Genomic DNA, 15,456 nt, shown 5'->3' with positions numbered 1-15,456 from the left:
CCCTAAAATGATGAATTTTAATTACCTGATATTCAGCATCTATTAAGTGTATATGGTGTATACACCCACACCGTATACACCTACGCTCGTCATACTTAGTCCCCTTTCTCGGGCCGGTACTTACTGCCGTTCAATATCTTCTGGGCATCGTTATCAGCCATTAATTGCGGCAGCGTCACGTTGGGGTTGCGCTCCATGTACTGGCGCACGATCTGCCAGCCGGTCCAAATGCCCAACCGTGGGGCAGATTCATTACCCTCGCCAAGTCCGGGTGTAAATGGTGCTTCGCCAAGGTATTTTTGGGTTTTTAGCTCGTCAGAGTCGAATAGTAGTTTCTCCTCTAAAAAGTAACCCCATATCTCGGCCTTAAATTGCTTACACCATTCCATTTGGGCAGCGGTGTAGCCTATCTTCACGCTGTCAGCAACGTCGGGCAAAACCTGGTCCATAAAGTACATTACCTTGCCGGCGTAGATCATTTTATCCAGAAGTATCTTCTGCTCGTCCGGCTGCCTGAACATGTCTTCCTGCGCAATGGTCTCTACCACTCGCGGAGCGATATAGTCGGGCGTAAAACGGCGCGAAATATAATGCGGGCTTACCTGAACCAACGCCGGATAAAACTTCGACTTCTCGCCCAAAAACATATCCAGCCCGATACCAACATAACCCTGCCCAATGGCAACCTGTGTCTGGAAGCCCGAGATATAGGCATAAACCTTCGGTATCTGCTGCTTAGGGAAATAGTATTTGATGCGACGGAAAGCATCGGTCAGTTGTTCGTTGGCTTTATCCATGTTGGGGTAGATGGAGTCGGTCTCGTGCTTTAGGGCTTGATAATCCGGCGTGCTAAGTATTTGGCCGAGTTTTATTAAATAAGCCGAGTCGGTTATTCTGCCCAAGGGCAAAATGCGTTCCATGTAATCGCGGTAAAATTCGCCGTATTTGCCTTGCATTAAATGGGCCTGCGCAGGCATGGGTTTGCGGCGCATATCGTCCAGATCGTGATCAAAGCGTTCTATTTTAATATCAACGTCAATATGGCTTACATCCACCTTTTTTTTGCCGCTGTCGCACGATGCAAGCAAAAAACATGTTATAAATAATAAGTAAATTTGTTTGGTTCTGTAAATTGCCGTCGCCATAGTAATGCTTTCGGCAAATTTATATTTTTTGGGCTTTACTTATACCCGGTGCCCGCCCTGCACCGATCCTATTTATGAAGATAGCTTTAGCGCAACTGAATTATCACGTCGGCAATTTCGAGTCTAACACTGCCAAGATCATCGATACCATAAAGCAAGCCCGCGCTAAGGGCGCCGAACTGGTAGTTTTTGCTGAATTATCTGTATGCGGCTATCCATCGCGCGATTTTTTAGAGTTCCAAGAATACATTGAGCTATGCGAAGCCGCTGCCCAACAAATTGCCGCCGAGTGTACCGACATTGCCTGCATCATCGGTATCCCGACAGAAAATAAAAACCCCGAAGGCAAGGACCTGAATAACTCGGCCTACTTTATTGCTAATGGCAAAGTGACCGCCGTAGTAAATAAAGCATTGTTGCCTAATTACGATGTATTTGACGAGTACCGCTATTTTGAGCCATCCACCACCTTTAAATGTATCGACTATAAAGGCATCCGCATAGCCTTGACCATTTGCGAGGACCTTTGGAACACCATCGAGAACCCGCTCTACATCACCCGCCCAATGGACGAGCTGATCAAAGAGAAACCTGATGTGATGATCAACATTGCTGCCTCGCCTTTCGCGTATGATCATGATGAGGAGCGTATCGCTATCCTAAGTGATAACGCCCGCCGCTATGCGTTACCATTATTTTATGTGAACCATGTAGGAGCGCAAACGGAGTTGATCTTTGACGGCGGATCTTTGGTGTTCGATAATGAAGGTAACATTGCCGATGAGCTGCCTTACTTTAACGAAGCTATCACTTATTACGATCTGCAACCGGATGCATCCATCAAATTGAACCAACCGTCCACGGTGCGCGCTAACCGCCAAACCGATATCGAGCAGATCTACGAAGGTTTGATCCTGGGCATCCGTGATTACTTCCATAAATCGGGATTTAAGAGCGCAACGCTTGGCCTATCCGGCGGTATCGATTCGGCTGTGGTATGCGCTTTAGCAGCCGATGCTTTAGGTGCAGAGAACGTAATGGCGGTATTGCTGCCATCTAAATTCTCTACCGATCACTCTTTAAAGGATGCCGAGGACCTGGTAACCAATCTGGGCTGCAAGTCCGAAACCATTGCTATCCGTTCTGTTACCGATGCTTTAGAGGCAGTCCTTCAACCTCAATTTGAGGGCTTGCCATTTAATATTGCCGAAGAGAATATTCAATCCCGCAGTCGTGCGGTATTGTTGATGGCGATGTGTAATAAGTTTGGGTATATATTGCTCAATACATCTAACAAAAGCGAGGCCGCCGTGGGTTATGGCACTTTATATGGCGATATGTGCGGTGGTATATCTGTATTAGGCGATGTTTACAAAACTCAGGTTTATCAGTTGGCTAATTACATCAATCGCGATAAAGCGATCATCCCTATCAATTCCATCGTTAAACCGCCATCGGCAGAGTTGCGCCCCGATCAAAAGGACAGCGACTCGTTACCTGAATACGATATCCTGGATGCTATCCTGAAAGAGTATATCGAGAACAAGACCTCATCTAAAGGGATCATCAAATTAGGTTACGACGAGCAGGTGGTACGCCGTGTGATCCGCCTGGTGAATATTGCCGAACATAAACGCTACCAAACCCCGCCTATCTTACGGGTGTCGCCCAAAGCTTTTGGTATGGGCAGGAGGATGCCTATAGTGGGTAAGTATCTTTCTTAAGATCTGAAGTCTCAAGTCAAAAGTTCAAAGTCTCGGGAACAAAAAAGTCCTTCTTAAACAGAAGGACTTTTTTGCTTTTGTATTTGCCGGTAACCTAATAACAGGCCGCCGGCTATAAGTACGATCAACCAGGTATCAAGCGGAGTGGCGCAATTGCTTGGGTCGAAAGGGTCGCAACCGCCGGTGTCCCCGCCACCCGGCAAGCCGCCGGGATCAGCATAAACACAAAGGCTGCTAATGCTGATAACGAACGATAGAATTAAAAATAAGATCAGCTTTTTTATCTTGACCATTTTATAGTTTTATAAACGTTTCGGATCCAATGCTCTCGCCGGTCGATTCCGAAACAGCTTTTACAAAGTAAGCGCCGCTTTTTAAACTACTAACGTCTATTGTGGTTTGTTGTTGCGTAGTAGTACTTGTTAACATGATATAACCTGCGGCATTAACGACCGTGATCTTTACAGAACCCTTTATCTCGGTAACAAATTTAACATTCAACGGATCGCTGGCTACCGGGTTAGGGAACAGGTTAAATTTCTTGTCCTTAGTATTGCCGTCGATCAGCAGCAAAGATAGGTCTTTTGAATAGCTTATCTTGTGATCAATATCATCTTGTTTTATCCGGTACACGTTAACCCCTCTGTTAGGGTTATTATCTATAAAGTTGTAAGTGCCGGCCCCATTCGAGACAAAATATTTTAACGGATCATATTGTTTATTGGCATTCAGCCTTTCAACCGTAAAGCCTACGTAATTACCCTCGTTCTGTGTATTCCAGGTCAGGTTGATCACGCGGCCTGCCACTTGTCCTTTTAACGACAGGAATTTATATGGCGGCATTGGTTTGCGTTTTATCACTAATTTAAAACGTTCGCCGCCATAGGTGGTAGCATCACTACGGGTAATATTGAAACTATGATTATCGGTAACAGTTAAGTTCACCGAATCACTCTTAAGGTTATCTACCAGCCAGATATCATAATTTGTATCCATGTTCTTGATATCCTGGATCCTTAGCGTGTAAGTGCCATCCTCAATAGCGTTAACATAAAGTTTGATAGTTTTGCCACCTTTGTAATCGGCACTGGCATTAATAGCGGTGCGCCTGCCGTCGGCACTATAGCTGGACATGTAAACCTTTGGCGATGCGCCGTCGATATCCAAAGCGTCCTCTTCTTTCAGGTAATTATCGTTATAATCCTTACCAAAGTAAATACCACAGTGGTCGTAATTCTCAATGTCTTTTTCTAACTTAATGTAAAAACCGGTCACCGGCTCGGCAGCCAACGGGTCTGTGCTCATAAAGAAGCCCGCGTTAGGGTTCTGGGCCGACGCCTTTTGCAACTCGGTAAAAGTTACCGTACTGTTGGCGGTTTTAGCCTTTACAAAAAAGCCCTGCCCACTGGCCACATACCGGGTAGCATCCGGCGATGATTGTAGGCCCCTGTTCCATGCCACATACGCTTGTCCGCCGGTATTATCAGAACCTAACTGATAAATATAGCTTTCGATAGAGCTATTAGCGTTAACAAAAGCAGTAAGATCCAGCGTAGACGCATACGGATTACCCAACATATTATAACCCGGCGCTGCAAGAGAAGATGTGTACGACAACTTGCCAGCGCCACCCGTAGGCGTGAACCACAACGTTACAGGAATATTGCCTTGATTTAGGTAACCCTTTTGAGTGATCTTATATTCGGCAGGCGTGCTGCTTGTTAGGTTAGGCGTTGTTTGGCCGGTATGGCCTACGTTATAGATCATAAAACCGTTACCAATAGGTACGTTTTGGTTGTTAACAATGCCGGTGCTAAGCGAAGTACCTGCCGCAATGTTTACTGTTGTTGGTGTTGTACCTGTATTAAGTTGAGTAATGCCCTTGGTTTTGCCGGCATTAAAACCTGCGGCAGGTACGGGCCGTTCATCATACAGATAAATGCTTGGTGTAGCTTGGGTAATGCTGAAACCGGTACCGGGGCCACCGGTGTAAACATTATTGCCATTAAGATTAGCCGCGGCGTTAGCGTTAGCAAAGTTAGCGAAGTTGATATAGAACGGAGTAGTTGCCGATTGGCTTACCGACGCACTAAGCAAACGATAGCTGCGTAGGGCTTTATCGCCGCCCGAAATATAACGCTCGACACTCAATTGCCCGGTGATCACCCCGGTGGATAATGCTGCCACCTGTGCAGATCCGGTAGCGTCGGACAATAAGGTTAAATAATTATTGGTACCAGCTGCAACAGCAAATGTTATACCATTGCTCACGGTTAATGTGCCTGATGGTGCAATGCTGAATTTGCCCCCAGTGGCTGTACCAGTTAAAGTTTTTGTCCCCGAGCCGCTAAGGATAAGGTTATTAAAAGCGACTGATGCAGGTGCCGATATAGAGGCATTGGTATTATTGATAGCTTGCACACCCCCACGGTCGAAATTAACTGTACCCGCACCGTTGCTGACCACCGTGCCCGAGTTAGCGAAGGTGGTAGCCACGATGAGGCTTGTACCCGATGATAGATTAAAAGTACCACTGTTGGTAAAGTTAGTGCCGTTAAAGTCGTGCGTGCCGCTGCCACCATTAAATGTACCGCCATTGGTAAGGTCCGACGCTGCCGAAAGATTACCCGCACCTGCGGTAAAGGTGCCATTATTAGTAATAACGCCGTTAACGCTTGTAGCGCCACTACCCAAGGTAATGGTAGCGCCGGTAACGTTATTAATAGTGTTTGAAAATGTCCTGGTGCCTGCGCCGTTTAGCGTTGCTGTTGCGCCGCTTGTATTATTGGCAAACGCGCCGGTAAAAGTTATTGCACCACCCCCTGCGGTCAATGTACCATTGTTGGTAACCGCGCCGGAGAATGTTGTAGTACCACTGCCCATGGTGATACTTGCACCTGCCGCATTGGCCACCGTGCTCGAAAACAAACTTGTACCACTACCAAGCGTTAAAGCTCCCGGCGAGTTATTGGTCAGCGCGCCGGTAAGGCTAAAGTTGCCACCTGCGGTAAATGTGCCTGAGTTATCTAACGTTGAGGTCAGTGTGATAGCCCCGGTGCCGTTGTGTACAAAAGATCCGTCATTGTTAAAGCCGGCACTTTCAGAGAACGTGCTTGTGCCATTCATAGTAACACTACCGGTCGACGAATTGGTAAAGCCTGTTAAACTATTACTATGGGCTATCGATCCACCGCTGCCAATGGTCATAGTTCCGCCGTGAGTATAACCACCGCCATCTAAGGTAAGTGTAGCAGACGTTCCTAAAGTAGAAGTGGCGGTAGATGGTAAGGATACAAAAACACCGGTTGCAACGATCTTGGCGTTGCCATTATTGGTCACATCTATACCTTTGTTCACCGTCAGGGTATATAAGGTACCGGTCACTGTTAAAACAGGTGTATTGTTTGTGCCAAAAATGATCTTACCAACAGTTGGGATACTACCGGCAGCGATAGTTGGCTGATAGTTATTATAATAACCAATAACCCCGATACGTGCCACATCATTTGCACCAGGCGGAGTAGCTGGGGTACTACCATTTATACGCCAGTTACCTGCTGTACCAAAGGCGGTAGTGCTACTGCCGGCAACCCAATCATACAATCCACCAATAGCAAATGTATTTGCTGTAGTCGTGATATTGTTATAAGATGTATTAGGGCTGCTGCTTACAAATGCTGCTTCGCCTTGCCCGCTTTGAAAATTGAAAGAGTAGTTGGCTACCGGTGTAGTACCCCAAGTGACCGTGTAATCGGCAACTAACCAATAATAATAAGTCGTTCCGGACGGAACAGTCTCATTAACGGATGCTCGAATTAAACTACAACCACAAACGTCTACCCCTGAATAAGCCGGTGACGATACACCCGGAAAAGTACTGCTCGTTGATTTAATCAGTCTGGCATTAGAGAAATAGCCATTTTCTGACCCCGATGTCCTTATTCTGAAATTGGTGAAAGTATGCGAACCAAAAGCTTCTACCGCAAAACCGTATAATACAATATCATTTTGCCCTTGTGCAATAGCACTGGTGTTTAAACCGTTGGTATTGGTAGTAACGTAAATTGTAGGGCTTGGTAATGTTAAAGAGTTACCATTACCCGAAAATGTATTAAACGTTGATGCAGCAGGTGCCGATATAGTGACCGCATTGGCAGATTGCCCACTTGTAAAGTTGAATGCGACACTGGTTGTAGTTGACGCCGGGGCAATATTGTCCATTACTACGTAATAGTAACGGGTATTACTACCTGTAAAAGTATTCTGAGCAGTCATGGTGACCGTAGCGTAATTACCACTAAAAGCAACTGTACCTACCGCCGTACCCCTAGTGCCTGTAGTATAAGTAGCCGAATTAATGTAATACACCCGACCGTTGCCAAAATAGGTCCCTATGCTGTTATTATTACTGTTGATATTGAATTGAGAAACCGTGATAGCGGTTGTAGATGTCATTCTAAAACCAAACGCCACCACGTCGGCCTCTTTGGCGGTAAGAGTACTGCCATTAGCCTTAAGACCTGTTAAACCGGTAGTAGGTACAATAGTGATATTGCTATAATTGATATTGTAAATGCTGCCAAATATAGTGGCAGTGTTAAAGTTCGTCGGTCCGGAAGTAATGATGGAACTGGTGCTTTGTCCCGACTGAAAGTTAAACTGCACATCCGTACTTGCAAAGGCACTTGAATTGCGATCGGCAACAAACCAAAACCAGCGAGTGGCACCTGCGGCTATAGTGTTATTTGTAGTTAGTGTAAATCCGGCATAGCTTGAACTTGTATTTATGGTAGTTGTTCCCCCTACTTGGTTACCTGCGGCCGTAGCGTAGGTATTAGATGTATTGGTGTATAACCTAACAGCGGAAAAATAATTTTGTAAACCTGTTAAATTACTATTGATGTTAACATTGGATATCGTACGCGTAGTGCTTGAGTTATTCTTAATGCTAAAAGCTAAAAGGACGTTATTAGCCATGCTTGCTGTAAGCAAAGTGCTGGTTGATGATAGCCCGGTAGTATTATTAGAAACACTTAAAGGGTAAGGCGAACTTCCGGAAGACCATGTGTAACCGCGATAGTTACTATAATACTGATAATTGTTATTGTTGTTAATATCTGTAGCAAAGTTTCCCGAATTGATGTAGATCTGGCCATCATACTCTATCGAAGCATTATTGTAGATGGCATCGGCAACAAAGAAATAATAAACCTCTGTGCTGCTAACGGTCTCTAATAAATTATCTATGCTGATATTGCTACCGCTAATAGTAGCCGTACCTACCGGCGTACCTTTGGCTGCCGGGTTATAAGTTCCGCCGTTCGTAGTGCTTCGATACAAAGTTCCGTTAGCGATAAAGTTATCTAAGGTTTTGTTTGAACCTATATTGAAGTTTTTGAAAGTTATACTACCCCCGGATACCGAAATACTAAAACCGATCAATGGTACCTGTGTTTGGCCTTGGGTAATAGGGTTGCCATTGCCGGTTGGTTGTAAGCCGCCGGTGCGTGTAGTAAACGTAGCTGTCTGCGCACTCGCTTTCTCTCCCAAAAACACAAATAAGGCAGGCAAAAAGATCAGCAAAAAATAATTTCGTAAAAGTTTCTTCACGTTGTTAGAATTATAGGGATACACGTAGTGCAAAAATAGTACTTAAATACTTATTACTTCATTCCTAAATGGAGTAATAGGCGCCAAAGTTAATAAACATACGTTATCCGTATTATTTAGGTTTCCACAACGGCTAAATAACTGACTGTAAAACGATTGTTACGGTTGCGTCGGGTAAAGCTTTACCCATTTGGGGGATTATTTTTCGTGGTCGTGTTTAATTATTACGAAATTAATAAGCCGCGTTTGCGGTGATGGTTAGATCATGTTTCGTAATAGTATTTTGATCGACTGTTACAGGGTTAATAATGCCGTTGCCATCGCTTATAGAGCCAAAAAAACTATGGCCTTCTTTTACAAACATTGAATAATTTCCTGCCGGCAATTTTGCTTTAAAAAAACCTTTGTTGTCGCTCTTTACACGTAAAATAAGTTTGGTATTTACGCCCGAGAACAATGGCGAACTGCCCGAAACGTCGGAAAAAGACGCAGGTGTGTAGAAAAAAACCTCGCGGCTAACGCCCCGACCCTTACTCGACGGGCGGTCGAAAGATGGCATTTGGTTGCCCGTTCTCAGGTAGATGTATCCGCTGACGCCTTGCTTTATCCCTCCCGGTTGCAAAACATTACAGGCATAGGCAAATAAAAGAGCGATGGGCGCTACAATAAGTTTATATCTCATGGCGTGATAAATATCTGTGAACATAACATTTAAACTAACGTAAAAACGAATAAAAAGATCGCGTTTTATTTGATATTTGCATAGACTTAAACGCCGAGTTGATAACCCTGTATGAGTGTACTTTACCGCCGCTGTGTTGTTGTTTTTTTGATGTGGATGCTGGCGACGGTAATTGCCAACGCGCAAAAACCATTGGTTAGTGCATCTAAACAAACCCAACTCATATCCATGGCCCGCGAAGAAAGCGACACTTTTCAGGCCAATTATCAGCAGGCACTCAGCCAGGCGCAGATCCATGGTTGGCCTGTACGCCAGCAGACCAAAAACGGCGGCCTCATTATGCTTCAAGGGGTTAACGAGCGTGGTTTCCCGCTATATCTCCGTACCGATAATAATGCCACATCGGCTATAACTACCGGCACCGTTGCGGTGCAGCCCGGCGGGGTTTTAGGGCTTAATTTAACCGGATCGAGCGCTAATTTGCAAAACAAACTGGCTATTTGGGATGGCGGTTGGGTATTAGGCACACATCAGGAATTTGCAGGTAAGACCGTCTCTTTCAGGGATCAGGGCGGGTCGGTGATCGAGCACGCTACCCATGTGGGCGGTACCATGTTCGCCAAAGGGACTTATGCTCCTGCTAAAGGGATGGCTTTTGGCGCTACTACCCTATCCAGCTATGATTTTAATACCGATATAGCCGAGATCACTGCTGCGGCGGGCAACTTGTTGTTGTCCAATCACTCCTATGGCGGCCTATCGGGCTGGGTGTTTAATGATAGCCAGAACCGCTGGGAGTGGAAAGGTATGCCGGGCGACACAGAAGATTACACTTTTGGGTTTTATGACAACAGGGCGCAATCATTTGACAGGATAGCCTACAATGCGCCTTATTATCTCATCGTGCAGTCAGCAGGTAACAGCCGGTCTGATAATGGCCCCTTCATTGGGGAGGACTATTGGGGCTACCGCTCCCGGACGGATCAAACGATCATCAATAAAGGTCCGCGCCCTGCAACTATCAGCAGTAATGATGGTTACGATATCTTAAATACTACCGCTAACGCCAAGAACGTGCTCACGGTCGGCGCTATAAACGCCCTCCCATATGGACCCATGAACCGTACCGATATAGAAGTTGCCGCTTTTAGCGGATGGGGGCCTACTGATGATGGCCGTGTAAAACCCGATGTTGTTGGCGCCGGCGTTAACGTGTTATCTACCAGTAATAACAGCAATACTTCCTACGCTACGTTGTCGGGAACATCTATGGCTGCACCTAACGTTACGGGATCACTGTATTTATTGCAGGAGTGTTATTCACAAAAAAACGCCGGCAACTTCATGCTCTCGGCCACTCTTAAGGGACTGGCCTGTCACACGGCTTTTGATGCCGGGACGATAGGCCCCGACTATGTTTTTGGTTGGGGTGTGTTAGATATGAAACGTGCTGCCCAGGCCATTACCGATAACGGTACATTCAGCCTGATCAAAGAGAATATCCTGACACAAAATCAAACACAAAGTTTTGACGTGGTGGCCTCTGGTAAAGGTGTGGTTGCGGCGACCATCTGCTGGACAGATATCCAAGGCGCAGTGGCCACCGGGATGCCCGTGAACGACCGCACCCCAAAACTGATCAACGATCTGGATATCCGCATCAGCGATGGTGGTTCGGTTTACCTGCCTTGGGTAATGGATCCGGCCAACCCATCTGCCGCCGCGCAAACGGGCGATAATATCAGGGATAACGTAGAGCAGGTTTATGTGGCCGGCGCTGTCCCGGGTAAAACTTACACCATCACGGTGACCAATAAGGGCACTTTCCGCTCAGGCCCGCAAGCCTATTCGCTGATCGTTACCGGCGTGGGTGGCAAAGCTTACTGCGCATCAAAACCATTGGCAGATCAGGACAGCAGGATCGATAATGTCACCCTGGCCGATCTTAATTATACCCCCGGTGCCGGCTGCCGCTCTTACAGCGATGTCACCAGCCGGACGGTCACTTTAGAGCAGGCTAAAACATATCCCCTCAGTTTAACTTTAGGCACATGCGGCAATAATTTTAATAAAATAGCCAAGGTGTACATCGATCTTAATGCCGACGGCACTATTGATCCCGTTACCGAACTCATGGCAACCACGCCTGTAACGCCCGGCACAGCAACTTACACAGGTAGCATCGCCGTGCCGGCTTCGGTTACGGCGGAGACTTACAGTTTAATGCGCATTGTGCTAAGCGAGACCTCCGATTCTGCCACCATAACGCCGTGCGGCAATTATGCCAAAGGTGAAACTCAGGACTACCGTGTTCTTTTCACCAAAACATCAACCGACGCGGGCATTACATCAATAAGCACCAGTAACCCGGGCGGCTCTTGCGCCGGGCCAACAAACATTACGGTTAAACTTAAAAACTATGGTAGTGCCGCTATCGCCAATATCCCGGTAACGGTTACTGTAACCTCTCCCAATAACACGTTAACAACATTGAACGGTAACTACATCTATTCTATTGCGCCGGGCGCCGAAGAGAACTTTACGCTAAGCGGGACTTTTGAAGCCGTTGCGGCCACTACCTATGCGGTAACGGCCACTACTAAGCTATCAGGGGACCTTGTTACCGCCAATGACCAACTGGCCGTGAATATCGCTACAGGTACGCCTGCCACAGCTACCGGTTTGCAGGCTTACTACTGTGATGATACTAAAAAATATATCCTTAGAGGTAATGCCGATGGAGGCATCTTGTGGTATAAGAACGCGACGGACTTGCTGCCATTTACAGCAGGCTCTCCTGCGCACACGCTGCAACCACCTGTAAATGGTAAATACTATGCCGGTATAAATGATTTTACCGGGACAGTTGGCCCCGAAGCCAAAACAACTTTCACAGGTGGAAGCTATAACCAATTCACGCCTGATATTTTTGTGAATACCAGTGTGCCGGTAGTGTTAGAGAGTGCCAAATTATATGTTGGTCGGGCCGGTCGCGTAACATTCACTGTCAAAAATGATAACGGGCTTATCGTGTCAACGTCATCCATCAACGTGGGTGCTACCCGTAACCCGTCGGGTGCCGGTGCCCTACCGGATGACCCGACCGATCAGGGCAGGGTTTACGCACTTAATTTATTGTTCCCTGCGGCGGGTAAATATACCATCAGCACCAGTTACGAAAACGGTGCAACGCTGTTCCGCAGCAATGCTGGTGTTAAAGGCTATCCCTTCAGTGTTGGCGGTGTGTTCAGCATTGTCGGCAACAGCGCGGTCAGTTCCGATCTGCAGGATACGGTTTATAACAAGGGTTTTTACTACTATTTTTACAACATCAAGTTAAAAAGCGCGGGTTGCGCATCAACAAGCAGGCAAGAGGTATTGCTGACCAAACCTGTGGTAACCAATAGTGATACCGTGCTTGTATCTAACTTTAGCGTAGGTAACCAATGGTACTACAACGGCGAACTGATAACAGGAGCTATCGGGCAACGGTATACGCCCACCCAAAGTGGGAAATACAAAGTAGGTATAACACTTAATTCGGGTTGTATGTCTTTTTCTGATGAATTTAGTTATGCCCGCGTTAACCTTCACCCCGATAATTCAGCAATAGGACTTTCGGTTTTCCCGGTACCCGCATCCTCTAAATTGAATATCTTGTTTAGATCCCCGGTGAACGATAAGGTGACCATTTCGATGGTCAATACTGCGGGACAGATAATGCGATCGGATACTCAGAATACTACCGTAGGCGATTTTAGTTACGTAATGGATGTGAGTAAGCTCATCAGCGGAACTTATATATTAAAGATAACTACGGGAGGGAAAACCTTCGGCAGGAAAGTAATGGTGATCAAATAAACCAATGGCCCCGTTTTTATGAACGGGTCCATTGGTGTGTTATTTAAAGATGTACTTAATGCCGATACCCGGCGAGAGGTCAAAGTAAGGCCCGCGACCCAGTTCTAACCTTGGGTTCAGGTCGCCACTCAGCGCTATCGGCGAATTTGGTATCACCCATTCCACGCCTACAACGCCATCGGCACCTAATAATAAAGTTTGATTATAACGTGGGTTAGCATGGTCACCTACACCACCTAAGTGCGCGCCAAATCCAAAGTAAAGTTTAAATTTTTCTATCTCCTGGAAACCGATATGCCGTTCCCACAACCCGGTAAGTGCCGCACCATGTGAGCGAAGACCGATCTGTAATTCGAGTGCGTCTGTCTCGTTAATAAAATATTTACCGGCAGGGCCAAACTCGTAGCTGAACTTTAGTCCGGCGGCGGCTTTATAGTCTTGTGCGTTAGCTTTTTTGCTGAAAAATAAAATAGAACTAAGTAAAAGGATAAGTATCGCGCTTTTTTTCATGTAGATGTTTTTTGGCATTTAAACGTTGCATTAGCCGTTTTATGCTAACCGGCAACAAATTTATAGATGTGATAGTTGCGTTAAGGTTTAAAACACGCCTGCCTGATAACGCATTAATTGCAGGAAATTAATTTATTTTAGTAGCAAAAAATGTGCTGTATATGAGTTTATCTATCTCTGCTAAATACTATTTGTACACCGGGATGCTGTTGCTATCCGGAGTGGTTTTGCCCGGATGTGTGCGTGGCCAGTTAGGGAAAGATAACAGCGACCAGTACTACAACGGCATGGTGGTTTGCGCTTATCCCGATGCCGCCCAAGCCGGACTGACCATCCTGAAAAAAGGCGGTAACGCGGTTGATGCTGCAGTTGCAGTGCAGTTTGCTTTGGCTGTGACCCTACCCGAGGCCGGTAATATAGGCGGTGGCGGTTTTATGGTTTACCGATCGGCTAAGGGCAAGACCAGTACGCTCGATTTTAGGGAGAAGGCCGCGGCGGCGGCAAGTGCAAATATGTATCTGGATAGTTCGGGCAATGTGATCCCGAATATGAGTTTAGCCACCCATCAGGCATCGGGTGTACCCGGAAGTGTGGACGGGATGATACAGGCGCACAAAAAATATGGCAAACTAAAATGGACCGAACTTTTAGAACCGGCCATTGCCCTGGCCCGTGGCTTCAAAGTGACCAAACGCCTGGCCAATGACCTGAACCGTAACGCCGCCGACTTTGCCGCGCGCAACCCCGGAAAGAAATACTTTTTAAAAGACACCCAATGGCAAGAGGGCGATATATTGGTCCAGGAAGATCTGGCAAGGACCCTGGAGTTGATAAGAGATAAAGGCCGTGCAGGATTTTATGAAGGCACCGTTGCCGATATGTTGGTTGCCGAAATGAAAAGCGGCAACGGGTTGATGACCAAACAGGATCTGAAAGACTATAGGTCGGTTTGGCGTAAGCCGATAATTGGCAAGTATAAGGACTATAAGATCATAACTATGCCGCCGCCATCAAGCGGAGGGATCGCGTTGCTGCAATTGCTGCGGTCGGTAGAGAAATATCCGCTGAGCAATTGGGGATATAATAAGGATTCGACAGTACAGGTGATCGTGGAAGCCGAGCGCCGGGTTTATGCCGACCGCTCAAAATACTTAGGCGACCCCGACTTTTTTAAAGTCCCTGTTGATAGTTTGCTTAAGCCGTCTTATATAGACGGAAGGATGCAGAGTTTTAACTGGGCCGCCGCTACGCCAAGCACCAGCATCCAACCTGGTAATTTTGCAGGTTACGAAAGTGACCAGACCACGCACTTTTCTATTGTAGACAAAGAGGGTAACGCGGTATCTATCACCACTACACTTAATGGCTCGTTCGGGTCTAAAATAGTGGTTAATGGCGCAGGCTTTTTGCTGAACAATGAGATGGATGATTTTAGCTCGAAGCCGGGTACACCCAACATGTATGGATTAATAGGTGGTAAAGCCAACAGCATCCAGCCCGGTAAACGCATGCTATCATCCATGACGCCGACCATTGTAGAAAAAGACGGTAAATTGTTGCTGGTAGTTGGTACCCCGGGCGGTTCTACCATTATCACCTCGGTTTTCCAAACGATACTCAACGTAATAGAATTTAACAAAAGCATGCAGACCGCTGTTGATGCAAAACGCTTTCATCACCAATGGCTGCCCGATAACGTGAGTGCTGAGGCCGGAGCTTTGGATAGCGTAACTTTAGAGATACTGACCAAAAAAGGTTATAAAATAAACGTTGGCACCACCATTGGCCGCGTAGACGCGATCTTGGTGACCCCATGGGGTTACTATCAGGGCGGGGCCGACCCGAGGGGAGACGATACAAAGTTGGGCTGGTAAACGTGATCAAGCAGGTCGACCGGAGTCGCAATATATTTCTCCGTAGGGCG

8 protein-coding genes are annotated in these 15,456 nt (G+C 46.5%); 3 read left to right on the top strand and 5 right to left on the bottom strand.

All coding sequences use genetic code 11. The features are described from left to right. Positions 1–95 precede the first annotated feature (95 nt). Complete coding sequence (gene gldB / locus IRJ16_RS19975) at positions 96–1,145, bottom strand: gliding motility lipoprotein GldB (protein WP_194113418.1); 1,050 nt, start codon at positions 1,143–1,145, stop codon at positions 96–98. 74 nt (positions 1,146–1,219) lie between these two features. Between gldB and IRJ16_RS19970 the strand changes: the two genes are divergently transcribed. Then, positions 1,220–2,869: an NAD+ synthase gene (locus IRJ16_RS19970; RefSeq protein WP_194113417.1), complete on the top strand. Its 1,650-nt coding sequence runs from the start codon at positions 1,220–1,222 to the stop codon at positions 2,867–2,869. Positions 2,870–2,922: 53 nt separating this feature from the next. Here IRJ16_RS19970 and IRJ16_RS19965 read toward each other — a convergent pair whose 3' ends face one another. From IRJ16_RS19965 to IRJ16_RS19955, 3 genes are all read right to left on the bottom strand, one after another. Beyond that, entirely contained in the window at positions 2,923–3,162 is a 240-nt protein-coding gene (locus IRJ16_RS19965) for a hypothetical protein (RefSeq protein WP_194113416.1), read from the bottom strand. Position 3,163: 1 nt separating this feature from the next. Continuing rightward, complete coding sequence (locus IRJ16_RS23150; protein WP_194113415.1) at positions 3,164–8,479, bottom strand: T9SS type A sorting domain-containing protein; 5,316 nt, start codon at positions 8,477–8,479, stop codon at positions 3,164–3,166. A 232-nt stretch (positions 8,480–8,711) separates the two neighbouring features. Continuing rightward, positions 8,712–9,161: a hypothetical protein gene (locus IRJ16_RS19955; RefSeq protein ID WP_194113414.1), complete on the bottom strand. Its 450-nt coding sequence runs from the start codon at positions 9,159–9,161 to the stop codon at positions 8,712–8,714. A gap of 111 nt (positions 9,162–9,272) precedes the next feature. Here IRJ16_RS19955 and IRJ16_RS19950 point away from each other — a divergent pair, with 111 nt between their 5' ends. Then, positions 9,273–13,022, top strand: coding sequence for a S8 family serine peptidase (locus IRJ16_RS19950; RefSeq protein WP_194113413.1), 3,750 nt, complete (start codon positions 9,273–9,275; stop codon positions 13,020–13,022). Between the two features lie 39 nt (positions 13,023–13,061). On the opposite strand, the gene IRJ16_RS19945 is transcribed toward IRJ16_RS19950, so the two are convergent. Then, positions 13,062–13,532, bottom strand: a complete 471-nt coding sequence (locus IRJ16_RS19945; protein ID WP_194113412.1) for a hypothetical protein — start codon at positions 13,530–13,532, stop codon at positions 13,062–13,064. Positions 13,533–13,693: 161 nt separating this feature from the next. Between IRJ16_RS19945 and ggt the strand changes: the two genes are divergently transcribed. Beyond that, positions 13,694–15,406, top strand: a complete 1,713-nt coding sequence (ggt, locus tag IRJ16_RS19940; RefSeq protein WP_194113411.1) for a gamma-glutamyltransferase — start codon at positions 13,694–13,696, stop codon at positions 15,404–15,406. Positions 15,407–15,456: the final 50 nt, after the last annotated feature.

Source organism: Mucilaginibacter myungsuensis, assembly GCF_015222005.1.
In the GTDB taxonomy this organism is placed as follows: domain Bacteria; phylum Bacteroidota; class Bacteroidia; order Sphingobacteriales; family Sphingobacteriaceae; genus Mucilaginibacter; species Mucilaginibacter myungsuensis.
Note: the sequence above shows the minus strand (reverse complement) of the source record. Positions and strands in the feature narration are given on the sequence as shown.